This is a genomic window from Paracoccus yibinensis (assembly GCF_030846195.1).
GTDB lineage: Bacteria > Pseudomonadota > Alphaproteobacteria > Rhodobacterales > Rhodobacteraceae > Paracoccus > Paracoccus yibinensis.
In genome coordinates this window covers 182,508-200,108 of record NZ_JAVCWH010000002.1, presented here as the reverse complement: position 1 = coordinate 200,108, position 17,601 = coordinate 182,508, and the positions used below count along the sequence as shown (strand labels likewise).

At 65.8% G+C, this 17,601-nt stretch carries 13 protein-coding genes; 7 read left to right on the top strand and 6 right to left on the bottom strand.

The features are described from left to right. Positions 1 to 85 precede the first annotated feature (85 nt). Positions 86 to 2,407, bottom strand: coding sequence for an ATP-dependent Clp protease ATP-binding subunit ClpA (gene clpA, locus RAH32_RS04550; RefSeq protein ID WP_306605544.1), 2,322 nt, complete (start codon positions 2,405 to 2,407; stop codon positions 86 to 88). Between the two features lie 212 nt (positions 2,408 to 2,619). Continuing rightward, positions 2,620 to 3,366: a hydroxyacylglutathione hydrolase gene (gene gloB, locus RAH32_RS04545; RefSeq protein ID WP_306605542.1), complete on the bottom strand. Its 747-nt coding sequence runs from the start codon at positions 3,364 to 3,366 to the stop codon at positions 2,620 to 2,622. Positions 3,367 to 3,424: 58 nt separating this feature from the next. Here gloB and RAH32_RS04540 point away from each other — a divergent pair, with 58 nt between their 5' ends. The 6 genes from RAH32_RS04540 to RAH32_RS04515 all read left to right on the top strand — a co-directional run bounded on the left by RAH32_RS04540 (position 3,425) and on the right by RAH32_RS04515 (position 9,618). Continuing rightward, positions 3,425 to 4,213 (top strand): methyltransferase domain-containing protein, encoded by a 789-nt coding sequence (locus tag RAH32_RS04540; RefSeq protein ID WP_306605540.1) that lies wholly within the window; start codon positions 3,425 to 3,427, stop codon positions 4,211 to 4,213. A 517-nt stretch (positions 4,214 to 4,730) separates the two neighbouring features. Continuing rightward, complete coding sequence (locus tag RAH32_RS04535) at positions 4,731 to 5,291, top strand: F0F1 ATP synthase subunit delta (protein ID WP_306605539.1); 561 nt, start codon at positions 4,731 to 4,733, stop codon at positions 5,289 to 5,291. Then, entirely contained in the window at positions 5,291 to 6,826 is a 1,536-nt protein-coding gene (gene atpA / locus RAH32_RS04530; RefSeq protein ID WP_167621822.1) for a F0F1 ATP synthase subunit alpha, read from the top strand. The genes RAH32_RS04535 and atpA overlap by 1 nt, the downstream gene beginning before the upstream one ends. A gap of 12 nt (positions 6,827 to 6,838) precedes the next feature. After that, on the top strand, positions 6,839 to 7,717 hold the full coding sequence (locus tag RAH32_RS04525) for a F0F1 ATP synthase subunit gamma (protein WP_103174002.1): 879 nt from the start codon (positions 6,839 to 6,841) through the stop codon (positions 7,715 to 7,717). 17 nt (positions 7,718 to 7,734) lie between these two features. Next, complete coding sequence (gene atpD / locus RAH32_RS04520; RefSeq protein ID WP_103174001.1) at positions 7,735 to 9,159, top strand: F0F1 ATP synthase subunit beta; 1,425 nt, start codon at positions 7,735 to 7,737, stop codon at positions 9,157 to 9,159. Positions 9,160 to 9,168: 9 nt separating this feature from the next. After that, on the top strand, positions 9,169 to 9,618 hold the full coding sequence (locus RAH32_RS04515; RefSeq protein ID WP_306605537.1) for a F0F1 ATP synthase subunit epsilon: 450 nt from the start codon (positions 9,169 to 9,171) through the stop codon (positions 9,616 to 9,618). A 55-nt stretch (positions 9,619 to 9,673) separates the two neighbouring features. Here RAH32_RS04515 and RAH32_RS04510 read toward each other — a convergent pair whose 3' ends face one another. Beyond that, positions 9,674 to 10,651: a GlxA family transcriptional regulator gene (locus RAH32_RS04510; protein WP_306605536.1), complete on the bottom strand. Its 978-nt coding sequence runs from the start codon at positions 10,649 to 10,651 to the stop codon at positions 9,674 to 9,676. Positions 10,652 to 10,781: 130 nt separating this feature from the next. Here RAH32_RS04510 and RAH32_RS04505 point away from each other — a divergent pair, with 130 nt between their 5' ends. Further along, positions 10,782 to 12,191 carry a class II 3-deoxy-7-phosphoheptulonate synthase gene (locus RAH32_RS04505; RefSeq protein WP_306605534.1) on the top strand — a complete coding sequence of 470 codons (1,410 nt, stop codon included), beginning with the start codon at positions 10,782 to 10,784 and terminating at the stop codon, positions 12,189 to 12,191. Between the two features lie 16 nt (positions 12,192 to 12,207). Here the strand turns inward: RAH32_RS04505 and RAH32_RS04500 are convergent, their stop codons facing one another. Genes RAH32_RS04500 through nirB form a run of 3 tightly spaced genes read right to left on the bottom strand, consistent with a single transcriptional unit; the run spans position 12,208 to position 17,598 of the window. Beyond that, entirely contained in the window at positions 12,208 to 14,826 is a 2,619-nt protein-coding gene (locus tag RAH32_RS04500) for a nitrate reductase (RefSeq protein WP_306605532.1), read from the bottom strand. A 10-nt stretch (positions 14,827 to 14,836) separates the two neighbouring features. Beyond that, positions 14,837 to 15,172, bottom strand: coding sequence for a nitrite reductase small subunit NirD (gene nirD / locus RAH32_RS04495; RefSeq protein ID WP_306605530.1), 336 nt, complete (start codon positions 15,170 to 15,172; stop codon positions 14,837 to 14,839). Further along, a complete protein-coding gene (gene nirB / locus RAH32_RS04490; RefSeq protein ID WP_306605528.1) occupies positions 15,169 to 17,598 on the bottom strand; it encodes a nitrite reductase large subunit NirB in 2,430 nt (809 codons plus the stop codon). The genes nirD and nirB overlap by 4 nt, the downstream gene beginning before the upstream one ends. Positions 17,599 to 17,601: the final 3 nt, after the last annotated feature.

Below are 17,601 nucleotides of genomic sequence, written 5' to 3'. Positions count from 1 at the left end.
GCCAAGCCTTCGGCTTGCAGCCCGCCACAAGAAGGAAAGCCCCGCCACGACCAGGTCGGACGGGGCTTCGTTCTTGTCTGACCGTTCAGTCGGCCGTCAGAAGCGGTGTCTTCGACTTGCCGATCCGCGGAGCGTCGGGACCGGTGATGTCGAAGGCGGGCTTGTCGTCCTCAATCTTCACGCGGACCACGCCGCCCTTGGTGAGCCGGCCGAACAGCAGTTCCTCGGCCAGCGGCTTCTTGATATGTTCCTGGATCACGCGGCCCAGGGGACGGGCGCCCATCTTGTCGTCGTAACCCTTCTCGGCCAGCCAGTCGGCGGCTTCGGAGGTCAGTTCGATATGGACATTGCGGTCCATGAGCTGCGCTTCCAGTTGCAGCACGAACTTCTCGACCACATGGACCACCACGTCGCGCGACAGCGCCGCAAAGCTGATGACCGCGTCCAGGCGGTTGCGGAACTCGGGCGTGAAGGTCCGCTCGATCGCGGCGGTATCCTCACCCTCGCGCTTGTCGCGGCCAAAGCCGATCGCGGCCTTCTGCATGTCCGAGGCACCCGCGTTCGAGGTCATGATCAGGATCACGTTGCGGAAATCCACCTGCCGGCCGTTGTGATCGGTCAGCTTGCCGTGGTCCATCACCTGCAAAAGGATGTTGTAGACATCCGGGTGGGCCTTCTCGATCTCGTCTAGCAGCAGGACGCAATGCGGGTGCTGGTCCACGCCGTCGGTCAGCATGCCGCCTTGGTCAAAGCCCACATAGCCCGGAGGCGCGCCGATAAGGCGGGAAACCGCGTGCTTCTCCATGTATTCCGACATGTCGAAGCGCAGCAGTTCGACGCCCAGGGTGCTGGCCAGTTGCTTGGCGACCTCGGTCTTGCCGACGCCCGTGGGCCCGGCGAACAGATAGTTGCCGATGGGCTTTTCGGGCTCGCGCAGGCCCGCCCGCGCCAGCTTGATGGCCGAGGACAGGGCGGTGATCGCCGCGTCCTGGCCGAAAACCACGCGCTTCAGGGTCGCTTCCAAGTCGCGCAGGACCTCGGCATCGTCCTTGCTGACGTTCTTCGGCGGGATGCGGGCGATCTTGGCCACCACGGCCTCGATCTCCTTGGGGCTGATGGTCTTGCGGCGCTTGCTTTCGCTGACCAGGTGCTGGGCCGCCCCCGCTTCATCGATCACGTCGATGGCGCTGTCGGGCAGCTTGCGGTCGTTGATATAGCGGCTGGCCAGTTCCACCGCCGACTTGATCGCGTCATTGGTATAGCGCAGGTCGTGGTGCTTTTCGAAAGACGGCTTCAGGCCCATCAGGATCTTGATGGTATCGGCCACCGAAGGCTCGTTCACGTCGATCTTCTGGAACCGGCGGGACAGCGCGCGGTCCTTCTCGAAGTGCTGCCGGAACTCCTTGTAAGTGGTGGACCCCATGCAGCGCAGCTTGCCGCCCGAGAGCGCGGGTTTCAGCAGGTTCGACGCATCCATCGCCCCGCCCGAGGTCGCGCCCGCGCCGATCACCGTATGAATCTCGTCGATGAACAGGATCGCGTCGGGGTGGTTCTCAAGCTCTTTCACGACAGCCTTCAGGCGTTCCTCGAAGTCGCCGCGATAGCGGGTGCCCGCCAGCAACGCGCCCATGTCGAGCGAGAAGATCGTGGCGCCCGCCAGCACGTCCGGGGTCTCGCCGCGCGTGATCTTCAGCGCCAGACCTTCGGCGATGGCGGTCTTGCCCACGCCGGGGTCGCCCACCAGCAGCGGGTTGTTCTTACGGCGGCGGCAGAGTACCTGGATCGCGCGCTCCACCTCGGCCTCGCGGCCGATCAGCGGGTCGACGTCGCCCTTTTTAGACTTGGCGTTCAGATCAACGCAGTATTTGCCAAGCGCGGTTTCGTCCTTGGATTCGGGCGCGGCCTCGGCCTGCTTCTGTTCGGGTTCGTCAGACCCCACGACCTTGCGGTTCTCGTTGAAGGACGGGTTCTTCGCCACGCCATGCGCGATGAAGTTGACCGCGTCGTAGCGGGTCATATCCATTTCCTGCAGGAAGAAGGCCGCATTGGATTCGCGTTCGGCAAAGATCGCGACCAGCACGTTGGCGCCCGTCACCTCTTGCCGGCCCGAGCTTTGGACATGAATGGCCGCACGCTGGATCACCCGCTGGAAGGCGGCGGTCGGCACGGCCTCGGATCCTTCGACATCGGTAATCAAAGTCGAAAGATCGTCTTCGATGAAGTCGATCAGCAGCTTGCGAAGTTCGTCCAGGTCGACATTGCAGGCCCGCATTACCTTGACCGCGTCTGGTTCCTCGGTCAGGGCCAGCAGCAGGTGTTCGAGCGTGGCAAGCTCGTGTCGATGTTCGTTCGCCAGGGCAAGGGCCTGGTGAATGGCCTGTTCCAATGAGGTCGAGAAGCTTGGCACGGTCGTCTCCTGTCAGTCGACTGGCGGTATGGGCATATCTTGGTGCCCACCTGCCCAGACTGTCACGATACAGTTAAGATTTGGTGGAATTCGGCCGGCATCAAGTGGTATTTTTGACCGATGCCACGGTTTTCCCACGGTTGAGGCAAATGTGATGCGCCATCGTGCGGATTTCAAGCGCTGCCCGCCGTGCGGGCTTTTTCACTTGCCTGTCAGAATGTGTCCTTCATTGCGCGGAGCCTCGCAAAAACCTCTGCGTCCGAGGCGTCCTCCATCCCCAGGCCCTCGCGCAGGGCCGCCACCCGCAGGAAGGGATTTGTCTCGCGTTCAAGCGACAGGGGGGCAGGCGCGCAGGACTTCCGGGCACTCTGGACGGCCTCCAGTCGGTTGCGCAGTGCCTGGTTTGCCGGATCGACCGACAGGGCGAAGGCACCGTTGCCCGCGCAATAATCATGCCCCGAACAGATCAGCGTCTCCGCAGGCAGGGCGTTCAGCCGCGACAGGCTGTTCCACATCATTGCGGCAGATCCCTCGAACAGGCGGCCGCAGCCAAGTGCCATCAGACTGTCTGCCGTGAAGGCATAGCCGGACTGGGGGAAGTGGAAGGCGACATGGCCGACGGTATGGCCCGGCACGTCGATGATTCCGACGGGTTCGCCCAATGCCTCCAGCGGTTCGCCCGGCGTGATGCGCAGGTCCAGCGGCGGAAGGCGGTGGGCATCGGCTGCCGCGCCGATGACCATGGCTCCGGTCTCGCGCTGGATTTCGGCCACGCCATCGACGTGGTCGGCATGGTGATGGGTCAGCAGGATGGCCGACAGGGACCAGTCGCGCGCGGCCAGTTCGCGCAGGATCGGCGCGGCCTCGGGGGCGTCGACCAGAACAGTGCCTTCGTCGCCATGCAGCAGATAGGCATAGTTGTCCTTCAGGCAGCGCAGCGTGACCAGTTCCAGCGGCATTGGCAAAGTCCCTTTCCTGTGGTGTGGTCAAGCCTGTCAAAAGCCGGGCCGGGGCGCAATGCACCACGATATCGCCGACCTTCGCCAGTTCTATTACCAGCGGTCGCTGGGGCGCGTGGTGCAGCGCATCCTGCGCGACCGGCTTGTTTCTCGCTGGCCGCCGGGCGGTTGCACGGGCATGACGATGGCAGGATTCGGCTTTGCCGCACCGATGCTGCGTCCCTATCTTGCAACGGCGCGGCGGGTCACGGCGCTGATGCCGGGTCCGCAGGGCGTCATGGCCTGGCCCGCAGGGATGCCGAACCACAGCGTGTTGTGCGACGAGACGGCCTGGCCGCTGGAAACCGGCAGCGTGGACCGGCTGGTGATCCTGCACGGGCTGGAAACCAGCGACGATCCCGCAGCCCTTCTGGCCGAGGCATGGCGGGTGCTTGGCCCTGGCGGACGGGTCATGGCGATGGTGCCGAACCGCGCGGGCTTGTGGGCGGCGTCCGACCGCACGCCCTTCGGCCTGGGACGCAGCTATACGACCGGACAGATCGAGACCCAGGCCCGGCGCGCGGGCTTCGTCCCGGAATGGCACGGATCGGCGGTCTATATACCGCCTTCGGACCGGCGCTTCTGGCTGGGCAGCGCCCAGATGTGGGAACGGACGGGGACGCGGATCAGCCGCGTTCTGATTGCGGGCGTCGTGCTGACCGAATTGTCAAAGCAGGTCCGCGGCCCTATTGGCCCGGATCTGCGCGTCCATGTGCCCAGCCCGCTGGAGATTCTGGACGGGGTCGTCGCCCCCCGCCCGGCACGCGCGCCGCTGGGCCGAAACGTGCAGCATCTACACGACCAATGACCCGCCGCGGGTCGAATCGCAGGGGAACCTGTCCATAAGGTGAACTGACGGCCGGAGCCGGTTTCGCATATAGCCTAAAGTCGTAACTGGTAGCCTGCTTTTGCGTCCGTCCGCCTCGTCGGTCCCGATATCGGCAGGGCGGTCAAGCCGTCCTCTGTACCGTGCCCGGTTGCGCCCGGCGTGTGTGCCCCGTGTCCGCTGGTCACGCACGCCGGGCTTTTTCCGGCCGGTTTGCAGGAACGGCACCCCCCGGCGACACCGATTCAAGGCCTTCTCCGATCCTGCCACGATGCCAGACAGGGTGTTTTGCGCACCGATCCGCGGGCTGCGGATTGTTAGGCCGCAAGCCTCTTATTTCCATGCGCTATCCGGTTGCCCGGCCCGCAATCACCTGCTAGAGACGCCGCAGATTTCCGAACGGCCCTCCATAAGCCGTGCGACTGCGACCCGCACCCCGCGACAGACCGGCAGCAAACCGGCCCGCCAGTGGGGCTTGCGCAAACCGTAAAGGATGACCGTGGCCAACTCTGTTTCCATGTCCCAGAGCATTGCCGGGCGCTATGCGCAGGCCGTCTTCGACATCGTCAAGGAAGACGGGGGCCTGGACGCCCTGGCGCAGCAGACCGAGGATCTGGGCGCCGCGCTGCATGACAGCGCCGACTTGCGCGCACTGATCAGTTCGCCCATCTATACCCGCGACGACCAGGCCCGTGCCATAGGTGCCCTGGCGCAGAAGATGGGCTTTTCGCCGGTCCTGGCCAACACGCTGCAACTGATGTCGAAGAACCGCCGGCTGTTCGTGCTGCCGCAGTTGGTGCGTCAGTTGCAGGCGCTGATCGCCGCCGAACGCGGCGAGGTGACGGCCGATGTCACAAGCGCCGTTGCGTTGACCGATGACCAGCAAGCCCGCCTGCGCGACACGCTGGCGCAGAAGTCGGGCAAGAAGGTCAAGTTGAACACCCGCGTCGATGAGGCTCTTATCGGCGGCATGATTGTCAAGCTGGGTTCGCAGATGATCGACAGTTCGATCCGCTCGAAGCTCGCTTCCCTCCAGAATGCTATGAAAGAGGTCGGATAATGGGAATCCAGGCAGCCGAGATTTCGGCCATCCTCAAGGATCAGATCAGGAATTTCGGTCAGGAAGCCGAAGTGGCCGAAGTGGGCCAGGTGCTGTCCGTTGGTGACGGCATCGCCCGCGTCTACGGCCTCGACAAGGTGCAGGCCGGTGAGATGGTGGAATTCCCGGGCGGCGTCCGGGGCATGGTGCTGAACCTCGAAACCGACAACGTCGGTATCGTGATCTTCGGCGACGACCGCGACATCAAGGAAGGCGACACCGTCAAGCGCACCCGTTCGATCGTGGACGTGCCGGTGGGCAAGGGCCTGCTGGGTCGTGTCGTTGACGCGCTTGGCAATCCGATCGACGGCAAGGGTCCGATCGAATACACCGAACGCCGCATCGCCGACGTCAAGGCGCCTGGCATCATGCCGCGCAAGTCGGTGCACGAACCGATGGCGACCGGCCTGAAGTCGGTTGACGCCATGATCCCGGTCGGCCGTGGCCAGCGCGAGCTGATCATCGGCGACCGCCAGACCGGCAAGACCGCCATCGTTCTGGACACGATCCTGAACCAGCAGAACTACAACGGCCGCGAGGCCGAGGGCATGAAGACGCTCCACTGCATCTATGTCGCCGTGGGTCAGAAGCGTTCGACCGTTGCCCAGTTGGTCAAGAAGCTGGAAGAAACCGGCGCCATGGCCTATACGACCGTCGTGGCGGCGACCGCCTCCGACCCCGCGCCGATGCAGTTCCTGGCGCCCTATTCGGGCACCGCGATCGGCGAATACTTCCGCGACAACGGCATGGACGCGCTGATCATCTATGACGACCTGTCCAAGCAGGCCGTGGCTTACCGCCAGATGTCGCTGCTGCTGCGTCGTCCGCCCGGTCGCGAAGCCTATCCGGGCGACGTGTTCTATCTGCACTCGCGCCTGCTGGAGCGTTCGGCCAAGCTGAACGAGGCCAATGGAGCAGGCTCGCTGACCGCGCTGCCGATCATCGAGACGCAGGCGGGCGACGTGTCGGCCTATATCCCGACCAACGTGATCTCGATCACCGACGGCCAGATCTTCCTGGAAACCGAACTGTTCTTCCAGGGCATCCGCCCGGCCGTGAACACCGGTCTGTCCGTGTCCCGCGTGGGTTCGGCCGCCCAGACCAAGGCGATGAAGTCGGTCGCCGGTCCGGTCAAGCTGGAACTGGCCCAGTACCGCGAGATGGCGGCCTTCGCCCAGTTCGGCTCGGACCTCGACGCCGCGACCCAGCGCCTGCTGAACCGCGGCTCGCGCCTGACCGAACTGATGAAGCAGCCGCAATATCGTCCGCTGACCAACGCCGAGATCGTGATCGTGATCTATGCCGGCACCAAGGGCTATATCGACAACGTGCCGGTGCGCGATGTCGTGGCTTGGGAAGACGGGCTGATCCAGTTCCTGCGCAACCAGAAGGCCGACCTGCTGGACGACATGACCCGCAACGACCGCAAGGTTTCGGGCGATCTGGAAGACGCGATCAAGGCTGCTCTGGACGCATACAACAAGACCCGCGCCTGAGAGGGGGAATAGATGCCCAGTCTCAAGGATCTCAAGAACCGGATCGGAAGCGTCAAGAACACGCGGAAGATCACGAAGGCGATGCAGATGGTCGCCGCCGCGAAGCTGCGCCGCGCGCAGGACGCGGCGGAAGCCGCGCGCCCCTATGCCGACCGCATGGCGGCGGTGATGGCCGGATTGACCGCGAATGCGGCCGGTTCGGCCTCCGCGCCGCGCCTGCTGGCCGGGACGGGTGCGGACCGCAAGCATCTGCTGGTCGTGATGACCTCGGAACGCGGTCTGGCCGGCGGCTTCAACAGCACCATCGTCAAGCTGGCGCGGCAGCACGCCGACCGCCTGCGCGGCGAGGGCAAGGAAGTCGCGATCATGACCGTCGGCAAGAAGGGCCGCGAACAGCTGAAGCGTGAATACGGCAGCCTGTTCGTGAACCATGTCGACATGTCCGAGGTCAAGCGCGTCGGCTATGACAACGCCCGCGCCATCGCGGACGACGTGCTGGACCGCTTCGAGGCCGGCGACTTCGATGTCGCCACGATCTTCTACAACCGCTTCGAATCGGTGATCAGCCAGGTTCCGACCGCGCGCCAGATCATTCCCGCCGAAATGCCGGAAGGCGAGGCGGCTGGCGGAGCCTCGGCGCTTTACGATTACGAACCCGGCGAGGAAGCCATTCTGGCCGACCTGCTGCCGCGTTCGGTCGCGACGCAGATCTTTGCGGCGCTTCTGGAAAACGCTGCGTCCGAACAGGGCGCGCGGATGACGGCCATGGACAACGCCACGCGCAACGCGGGCGAGATGATCGACCGTCTGACGACCGAGTACAACCGCTCGCGTCAGGCCGCGATCACCAAGGAACTCATCGAAATCATCTCGGGCGCCGAGGCGCTCTGACACGTAGGGGTAATCACATGGCAGAGGCCACTGGTAAAATCACGCAGGTGATCGGCGCCGTCGTTGACGTGCAGTTCGACAATCACCTGCCGGCGATTCTGAACGCGCTTGAAACCACCAACAACGGCAAGAAGCTGGTCCTGGAAGTGGCCCAGCATCTTGGCGAGAACACCGTCCGCACCATCGCCATGGACTCGACCGAAGGTCTGGTCCGCGGCGAGCGCGTGAGCGACACCGGCGGCCCGATCACCGTGCCGGTCGGCGACGTGACGCTGGGCCGCATCCTGAACGTCGTGGGCGAGCCCGTGGACGAAGGCGAGCCGCTGAACGTCAGCGAACGCCGCGCGATCCACCAGCCGGCCCCGGAATTCGCCCAGCAGGCGACCTCGTCGGAAATCCTGGTGACGGGCATCAAGGTCATCGACCTGCTGGCCCCCTATTCCAAGGGCGGCAAAATCGGCCTGTTCGGCGGCGCCGGCGTGGGCAAGACCGTTCTGATCATGGAACTGATCAACAACATCGCCAAGGTGCACTCGGGCTATTCCGTGTTCGCGGGCGTGGGTGAACGCACCCGTGAAGGCAACGACCTTTACCACGAGATGGTGGAATCGGGCGTCATCAAGCCGGACAACCTGGCGGAAAGCCAAGTGGCCCTGGTTTACGGCCAGATGAACGAGCCTCCCGGGGCGCGGATGCGCGTCGCGCTGACCGGCCTGACCGTGGCCGAGCAGTTCCGTGACGCCACCGGCACCGACGTTCTGTTCTTCGTGGACAACATCTTCCGCTTCACGCAGGCCGGTTCCGAAGTGTCGGCGCTGCTGGGCCGCATCCCGTCCGCCGTGGGTTACCAGCCGACGCTGGCCACCGACATGGGCGCGATGCAGGAACGCATCACCTCGACCAAGAACGGCTCGATCACGTCGATCCAGGCTGTCTATGTTCCGGCCGACGACCTGACCGACCCGGCGCCCGCCACGACCTTCGCCCACCTCGACGCCACGACCGTGCTGTCGCGCGCGATCTCGGAACTGGGCATCTATCCGGCCGTGGACCCGCTGGATTCGAACAGCCGTATCCTTGACCCGGCCGTCGTCGGAGAGGAGCATTACCAGGTCGCCCGCGACGTGCAGGGCATCCTGCAGAAGTACAAGTCGCTGCAGGACATCATCGCCATCCTGGGCATGGACGAACTGTCCGAGGAGGACAAACTGACCGTGGCCCGCGCCCGGAAGATCCAGCGCTTCCTGTCGCAGCCCTTCGACGTGGCGAAGGTGTTCACCGGTTCCGACGGCGTTCAGGTGCCGCTGGAAAAGACCATTGCGTCCTTCAAGGCCGTGGTCGCGGGTGAATACGACCACCTGCCCGAAGCCGCCTTCTACATGGTCGGCGACATCGAGGACGTGAAGGCGAAAGCCCAGCGTCTGGCGGCAGAAGCCGCGTAAGGGGGCGAGATGGCCGATACCATGCAGTTCGACCTCGTGTCGCCGGAACGGAGACTTGTCTCCGTTCCCGTACGCGAGGTGCGCCTGCCGGGCACGGATGGCGATCTGACCGCCATGCCCGGCCATGTGCCCACCATCGTCACGCTGCGGCCCGGCCTTGTCACGGTCGTGGGGGCCGACGGATCGCAGACCGAATTCGCCGTCACCGGCGGATTTGTCGAGATCAGTGCCGATTCGGTCAGCCTGCTGGCCGAACGCGGCCACCCGCGCGAGGAAATGACCCAGGCCGTCTATAACGACATGATGGCCGAGGCTCGTCGTCGTCACCAGGCCGTCGAAGGCAAGCGCGATTCTGTGGGCGAGGATGTCGTCACCGCCGCGGTCAAGCTGCTGGCGGACATGGAGGCCCTGGGCACCCATGTGGGGCTGGATCCGAATCAATCGACCGTGCCCGCCTAAGCGGCCGGCTTGAAGAAAGAAAACCCCGGCGCGGCAGCCCGCGCCGGGGTTTTTTTCATGCCTGAGGCGCAGCCCCGGTGCCCCGTTCGCGATAGGGCGTGCTGCCGTAAAGCGCGCGATAGCATTTCGAGAAATGCGAAGGGCTGGAAAAACCGGATGCCAGGGCAACCTCGATGATCGACATTTCGGTCTGCATCAGCAGGTTGCGCGCGCGCGCCAGACGGGTTTCCATGTAATAGCGTTTCGGACTGCGGTTCAGATAGCGGCGGAACAGGCGTTCCAACTGCCGCGTGGACATGCCGGCATCCGCAGCCAGCCGGGCCGGGCTGATCGGGTCTTCCAGGTTGCCTTCCATCCGTGCGATCACCGCGGCCAGGCGGGGGTGGCGGACGCCGATCCGCGTGGGGATCGACAGGCGCTGCCGGTCCTGGTTCGTGCGGATCGTGGTGTGCAGCATCTGGTCGGCGACTTCGGTCGCGACCGCGTCGCCCTGCGCCTCGGCGATCAGGTGCAGCATCATGTCGATGGAGGACGTGCCCCCCGCCGCCGTCAACCGGTTCCCATCATTGACGAAGACCGACCGATACAGATCGACCTGCGGGAATGCCTCGGCGAAACCATCGTGGTTTTCCCAATGGATCGTGGCCCTGCGCCCGTCCAGCAGCCCCGCCTCGGCCAGGATCCAGGCGCCGGTGCAGACCGCGCCCATGCTGGCGCCGCCGCGCGCCTGCTTGCGCAGCCAGGTCAGCACGGGCTTCGTCGCCTCGCGTGCGATGTCGGTGCCGCCGCAGACGATTACCACGTCATCGCGTTCGGGACCGATCTCGGCATCAAGGCCTCCGTCCAGAGCCACCCTCGAGCCGTTCGAGCATGTGGCCCAGTCTCGGCCCTGACCGATCAGGCGCCAGGAGTACAATTCGCGCCCGGACACACGGTTGGCCAGCCGCAGTGGCTCGATGGCCGCCGTGAACGGCAACATGGTGAACCTGTCCAGCAACAGGAACGTGAAGCGTCGGGGTTTTTCGGAGGGCATGGGGCAGTCTTCGCGCGTGATCACGACACATCATCAGGGATTTGCGACTGCCGCAAGGGGATCCGCCTTCTTCCCCCCGGCATCATTCCCGTCTATACCTGCACGATCATTTTTCCAAGGAGTCCGTGCCATGACGCAGGAGAACCGCAAGACCGTTGCCACCCAATCCTGGGACAAGGCCGGTTGGCGCGCCTATCCACGCGTGCAGATGCCGGATTATACCGACGCGGCCGCCTTGCAGGCGGTCGAGGCGCAGTTGCGTCGTTATCCGCCCCTGGTCTTTGCCGGAGAGGCGCGCCGCCTCAAGGCCCAGCTTGCCCAGGCGGCCGAGGGTCGCGCCTTCCTGCTGCAAGGCGGGGATTGCGCGGAAAGCTTTGCGGAATTCAGCGCAGACAACATCCGCGACACGTTCAAGGTGCTGTTGCAGATGGCCGTGGTCCTGACCTGGGGCGCGCAGCTTCCGGTCATCAAGGTCGGCCGCATGGCGGGCCAGTTCGCCAAGCCCCGCAGCGCACCGACCGAGGTGATGAACGGGGTCGAGCTTCCCAGCTATCGCGGCGACATCATCAACGGCTTCGACTTCACGCCCGAGGCGCGGATTCCCGATCCGCAGCGGATGCTGGCGGCCTATACCCAGGCAGCCGCTTCGCTGAATCTGCTCCGGGCCTTCTCGACCGGCGGGTTCGCGGACATGCACCGCGTGCAAAGCTGGATCGCCGATTTCGTGGGCGGGCCAGAGGCCGCGAAATACCGCGACATTGCGGGCCGCATCAGCGACGCCATGGCCTTCATGCAGGCGGCGGGCGTGAACTCGGACACGGCGCACCAGTTGTCCAAGGTCGATTTCTATACCAGCCACGAAGCCCTGCTGCTGGAATACGAGGAAGCCCTGGCCCGCGTCGATTCGACCACCGGCCTGCCGGTGGCGGGGTCGGGCCACATGATCTGGATCGGCGATCGCACCCGCCAGGTCGATGGCGCGCATGTCGAATTCTGCCGGGGCGTGCAGAACCCCATCGGGCTGAAATGCGGCCCGACCACCACGGCGGATGACCTGAAGGTGCTGATGGCCAGGCTTAACCCGGACAACGAACCGGGACGGCTGACCCTGATCGCGCGCTTCGGCGCGGGCAAGGTGGGCGATCACCTGCCGCGCCTGATCCAGTGTGTCCGGGCCGAGGGCGCGAATGTCGTCTGGTCCTGCGACCCGATGCACGGCAACGTCATCAAGTCCTCGACCGGCTACAAGACGCGGGCCTTCGATTCGATCCTGCGCGAGGTGCGCGAGTTCTTCGCCATCCACAAGGCCGAGGGCACGATCCCCGGCGGCGTGCATTTCGAGATGACCGGCAAGGACGTGACCGAATGCACCGGCGGCGTCCGCGCCGTCACCGATGAGGATCTGTCGGATCGTTACCACACCGCCTGCGACCCGCGCCTGAACGCCAGCCAGTCTCTGGAACTGGCCTTCCTGGTGGCCGAGGAACTGCGCAACCGCCGCGAAGCCGCCGTCCGGGCACCGGACGCCATGGCGGGCTGATGCCGTGCGGCCGCCCTTACCGGGCGGCCGTCTTCATCTGCGCCCTTGCCAGAAGGCCCCGCAGTTCCGGGCGGCAGGATCCACAATTCGTACCCGCGCCAAGCGCCTTGCCGATGGAGTCGACCGTCATCAGCCTTTGCGTCGCGATGCCGCGCAGGATGGTGTTCACCCCGACCCCGAAGCAGGCGCAGACCACCGCGCCTTCGTCGGGCCGGCCGGCGCCCGCTTGCCCGGCCAGGATGGTATCCGCGCCGTCCTGTCCCAGGGATGCGGCGACATGGCCTCGCGACAAGGCAACCGGTTCGGGCGCCACGAACAACGCCGCCTGAAGCCGACCCCTTTCGACGAAGGCCATGCGCAGGATGCCCTTGTGCGGATCGCGCAGGATCATCGGATCCCCCGACACGCCCAGCATTCCTGGGGCGGCGGTTGCCCAGTCCTCAGGGGCTGTGCGTCCCGCCATTTCGGCCTGAACGCCGTTCGCCAGCGGCGCGCGTGCCCAGTATTCGCAATCGGGCGTGATCGTCCCCGTCGAGACAGCGAAGCCATACCACGCCGCCGCAAAAGGCCGGATCGCGACCGGCGCCGATTTAAGCGCGGGCTGGCCCGATACGGGGTCGGTCAGCCCCGGAACCAGCCTGTCCACCCGTCCGCTGGGCGCGGTTTCGCCCGTCCAGTGGATCGGCGCGAAGGGATGGCCCGGCGCCACGCGGTCCGTGACCAGCACCCGGAGGATGGCGCGGCCCTGGGGGCTTTCGACCTCGGCCAGCGTGGCGGGGGACAGGCCAAGGCGGGCGGCATCCGTCGGGTGCAGTTCCAGGAAAGGCTCTGCCAGATGGCGCGACAGGCGGGGCGACAGGCCGGTGCGGGTCATCGTGTGCCAATGATCGCGCACCCGTCCGGTATTCAGGCGGAATGGATAAGCATTGTCCAGGGACTGCGGAAGGCGCGGCGTCACTGGCACCATCCGCGCCCTGCCGGACGGGGTGTGGAATCGCCCGTCGCCGAAGAAGCGCCCGCCCTGGCGGCTGGCGGATTGCGGCCACAGAAAGGGCTGCAGCCTGTCGTATTCCGCGCGCGTGATCCCCGCATGGGCCGAGATGTCGAAATCGCTGCCTAGCTTGCCCGCGATGCCCGACAGCGCCGCGTGTTCGGCAAAGACCTGTGCCGGGCTGTCCCAGGCGAAGGCGTCGCCCCATCCCATTCGTGCCGCCACATCCGCAATGATGCGCCAGTCGTCGCGGGCCTGGCCTGCCGGGGGCAGACAACGCCGCTGCCGACTGATGCGGCGTTCGGAGTTCGTGACGGTGCCGTCCTTCTCGCCCCATCCCGTCGCGGGCAAGGCCACATGCGCCAACCGGGTCGTGTCGGTTCTCGCCATGATGTCCGACACCACCACGAAATCGCATCCGGCGATGGCCCGAGCCACGCGATCGGCATCGGGCATGGTGACGGCGGGATTGGTGCATATGATCCACAGCGCCTTGATCCGGCCATCCTCGACCGCGCGGAACATGTCCACGGCCTTGAGGCCGGGCTTGGCGGCCATCCGGGGCGCGTGCCAGAAGTCCTCCACGGCATCGCGATGCGCGGGGTTCTCGATGTCCAGGTGGCAGGCCAGCATATTGGCGAGGCCCCCCACCTCTCGGCCGCCCATGGCGTTCGGCTGGCCGGTGACGCTGAACGGACCCATGCCGGGCCGCCCGATCCGACCGGTCGCCAGATGGCAGTTCAGGATCGCATTGACCTTGTCGGTGCCGCTGTCCGACTGGTTGATGCCCTGGGACCAGACGGTGACGACCCGTTCGTTGCCGCACCACAGATCCATGAACTGCCGGATGGCGCTGTGGGCCAGGGCGGTGGCGGCGGGCAGGGTGTCGCGGGCCGCGGCCAGGGCATCCGCCAGACCATCCGGTTCTTGGGTGACCAGCCCGCGCCGATGGGTCTCGGCCAGCAGCAGGTTGAACAGCGCCGCGTCAGATCCCGGCGCCAGGGGCAGATGCAGGTCGGCGATGTCGCAGGTGGCGGTGCGGCGGGGGTCTATGACGACGACCTTCGTTCCCCGCGCCTCCCGCGCGGCGGCCAGGCGCTGGAACAGCACGGGATGACACCAGGCGAGGTTCGATCCGACCAGGACCACGCAATCGGCCTGTTCCAGATCCTCGTAAAGGCCGGGCACGGTGTCCGATCCGAAGGCGCGCCGGTGTCCTGCCACCGACGAGGCCATGCACAGCCGCGAGTTGGTGTCGATATTGGCGCTGCCGATGAAGCCCTTCATCAGCTTGTTGGCGACATAGTAGTCCTCGGTCAGCAACTGGCCCGAGACATAGAAGGCCACGGAATCCGGGCCATGGCTGGCGATGCAGTCGGAAAACCGCCGCGCCACAAGGTCAAGCGCCTGATCCCAGCCTGCGTCGCGGCCATGGATTTGCGGTGCAAGCAGGCGCCCCATAAGGCCGACTGTTTCGCCCAGGGCCGAACCCTTGACGCAAAGCCGGCCCAGGTTCGCGGGGTGATCGGGATCGCCCGCGACCGCCAGCCCGCCCGCGCCGTCGGGCGTGGCAAGGATCCCGCATCCGACGCCGCAATATGGGCAGGTGGTGCGGATGTAGCGCCGGGGGTTCTGCATGGTCATCGGCAATCCTTCAGGCGGCGGCGCTGCGTCGGATCAGGGTGGCGTCGATCAGGATGCGGTCCCCCTGCACCTGCGCGGCGAAGGTCCGAACGCGGCCTTCGTCCACGCCCTGGGCTTGGCCGGTGTTCATGTCGAAAACCCAGTTGTGCAGGGGGCAGGTGACGGATGTGCCGTGGACGATGCCTTCGGACAGCGGGCCGCCCTTGTGGGGGCAGCGATCCTCCATTGCGAAAACGCGGTCGTCGGCGGTGCGGAACACCGCCACGCAGCCCTGCGCGGTCTTCACCACGCGCGCGCCCTGCCGGGGGATGTCGTCAAGCGATCCGATATCGACAAAGATGGTCATTCCGCGGCCTCCAGCGTCAGGTCGGCAAGGGGCGCCCATTTGGGCGTCTCGGATGGGGTGGAAAGGTCGGCCCAGGGGTCGCGGCGATAGACGGACTGGCTGATCTGAAACCGCTCGACCAGGGCGCGGCGGTTTTCCAGGTCATCGACGACCTGCGCCTTGATCCAGTCGAGGCCCACCTTGCCCATCCATTTCCAGATGCGGTCCAGGTAGCGGGCGTTTTCGCGGTAAAGCTGGGTCACGGCCAGGATGATCTGGACGGCCTCGTCCTCGGACGGGGTGGATGCGAGGGGTTGGGTTTCCTTGACCTCCATCCCCGCCGCGCCGCCGATGACGATGTTGTAGCCCGAGTCCACGCAGACCACGCCGATGTCCTTGCAGGTGGCCTCGGCGCAGTTGCGGGGGCAGCCAGACACGCCCAGCTTCAGCTTGTGCGGCGTCCATGACCCCCACATCAGCTTTTCCAGTCTAATGCCGAGGCCGGTCGAATCCTGCGTGCCGACGCGGCAGAACTCCTTGCCGACGCAGGTCTTCACGGTGCGCAGGCCCTTGGAATAGGCGGCGCCCGACACCATCCCGGCGGCGTTCAGATCCGCCCACATATGCGGCAGGTCTTCCTTCCTGACGCCCAGCAGGTCGATCCGCTGCCCGCCCGTGACCTTGACCATCGGCACGCCGTACTTCTCGGCCGCGTCGGCGATCGCGCGCAGTTCGGCGGGCGTGGTCACGCCGCCCCACATGCGCGGGACCACGGAATAGGTGCCGTCCTTCTGGATATTGGCGTGATTGCGTTCGTTGACGAAGCGCGACTGGCGGTCGTCCTGATACTCCAGCGGATATTCCGCCAGCAGGTAGTAGTTCAGCGCCGGGCGGCAGGAATGGCAGCCGCCCACGGTCTTCCAGCCAAGCTCCTGCATGACGGCAGGGATCGACTTCATCCCCATGGAGCGGATCAGGCGGCGCACGTCTTCATGCGTGTGGTCCGTGCATTTGCACATGCCGGCGGGGGCCTCGGTGACCGCACCGCCCAGGGTCAGCGCCATGACTTGGCTCACCAGCCCGGTGCAGGTCCCGCAGGAGGCCGAGGCCTTGGTGCAGCTGCGCACGGCATCCAGCGTGCAGGCCCCGCCCGCGACGGCGTTCATGATCGTGCCCTTGGAAACGCCGTTGCAGCCGCAGATTTCCGCCTCAGGCGGCAAGGCTGCAACGGCCGCCATAGGGTCCGGCGTGGCACCCCCCTGGAAGGCCGGGCCGAAGATCAGCGTCTCGCGCATGGCGCCGATGTCGGTGCGGTCCTTCAGCAGGCCATAGAACCAGGCCCCGTCATTGGTGTCGCCATACATGACGACGCCGATGATGCGGTTGTCCTCCAGCACCAGCCGCTTGTAGATGCCGCGCCCCGGATCGCGGAAGACGATGTCCTCGCGCCCCGGCGCATCGGCGAAATCGCCCGCACTGTAAAGGTCGCAGCCCGTCACCTTCAGCTTGGTCGCGGTCTGGACGGGGGCGAAGACCGCCTCCTCCTCCAGCAGCGTCTTTGCCAGCACCTTGGCCTGATCATAAAGCGGCGCGACAAGCCCGAAGACCTGGCCGCGATGTTCCACACATTCGCCAAGCGCGAAGATGTGGGGGTCGCTGGTGCGCAGGGCGTCGTCCACGACGATCCCACGCTCGACCTCAAGATGCGCGTCATTGGCCAGCCGCACCTCGGGGCGGATGCCCACGGCCATGCAGACCAGGTCGGCGGGATAGACGGTGCCGTCCTCCAGCAGCACGGCCTCGGCCCTGTCGGTGCCCAGGATGGCCTTCGTCGCGCCCTTGCAATGAACGGTGATGCCGCGCTTTTCCAGATCCTTCTGCAGCAGGTAGCCAGCCGCAGGGTCAAGCTGGCGCTCCATCAGGTGGCCCATCAGGTGGATGACGGTGACGCGGGCGCCACGCGCGGCCATGCCGGCTGCCGCCTCTAGCCCCAGTAGGCCGCCGCCGATGACCACGGCGTCGCGGCCAGCCGTGTCCATCATCGCCTGCGTGTCTTCCAGGTCGCGATAGGTGACGACGCCGGGCAGGTCCTTGCCAGGCACGGGAATGATGAAGGGCGCCGATCCGGTGGCGATCACCAGTGCGTCATAGGGCGCGCCGCCGCTGTTGGAATAGACCACGCGGTTCTTGCGGTCGATGCGGACCACCGGCTCTCCGAACCGGCAATCGACATTGTGGGCGGCATACCAGGCGTCGTCATGGGTGACGATCTGCTGATAGGTCTTTTCGCCCGACAGCACCGGCGACAGCATCAGCCGGTTATAGTTGCCGCGCGGTTCAGCGTTGAACAGGGTCACGTCCCAGGCGCCGGGGGCGGCGTCGAACAGTTGTTCCAGCATCCGGCCCGAGGCCATCCCGGCGCCGATGACGACAAGTTTCTTCTTCATGGC

Excerpts from the sequence above, each read along its gene's own strand:
- gloB (WP_306605542.1), bottom strand. The coding sequence starts at position 3,366 with ATGCCGCTGGAACTGGTCACGCTGCGCTGCCTGAAGGACAACTATGCC.
- RAH32_RS04540 (WP_306605540.1), top strand. The coding sequence starts at position 3,425 with ATGCACCACGATATCGCCGACCTTCGCCAGTTCTATTACCAGCGGTCG.
- atpA (WP_167621822.1), top strand. The coding sequence starts at position 5,291 with ATGGGAATCCAGGCAGCCGAGATTTCGGCCATCCTCAAGGATCAGATC.
- RAH32_RS04525 (WP_103174002.1), top strand. The coding sequence starts at position 6,839 with ATGCCCAGTCTCAAGGATCTCAAGAACCGGATCGGAAGCGTCAAGAAC.
- atpD (WP_103174001.1), top strand. The coding sequence starts at position 7,735 with ATGGCAGAGGCCACTGGTAAAATCACGCAGGTGATCGGCGCCGTCGTT.
- RAH32_RS04515 (WP_306605537.1), top strand. The coding sequence starts at position 9,169 with ATGGCCGATACCATGCAGTTCGACCTCGTGTCGCCGGAACGGAGACTT.
- RAH32_RS04510 (WP_306605536.1), bottom strand. The coding sequence starts at position 10,651 with ATGCCCTCCGAAAAACCCCGACGCTTCACGTTCCTGTTGCTGGACAGG.
- RAH32_RS04505 (WP_306605534.1), top strand. The coding sequence starts at position 10,782 with ATGACGCAGGAGAACCGCAAGACCGTTGCCACCCAATCCTGGGACAAG.
- RAH32_RS04500 (WP_306605532.1), bottom strand. The coding sequence starts at position 14,826 with ATGACCATGCAGAACCCCCGGCGCTACATCCGCACCACCTGCCCATAT.
- nirD (WP_306605530.1), bottom strand. The coding sequence starts at position 15,172 with ATGACCATCTTTGTCGATATCGGATCGCTTGACGACATCCCCCGGCAG.
- nirB (WP_306605528.1), bottom strand. The coding sequence starts at position 17,598 with ATGAAGAAGAAACTTGTCGTCATCGGCGCCGGGATGGCCTCGGGCCGG.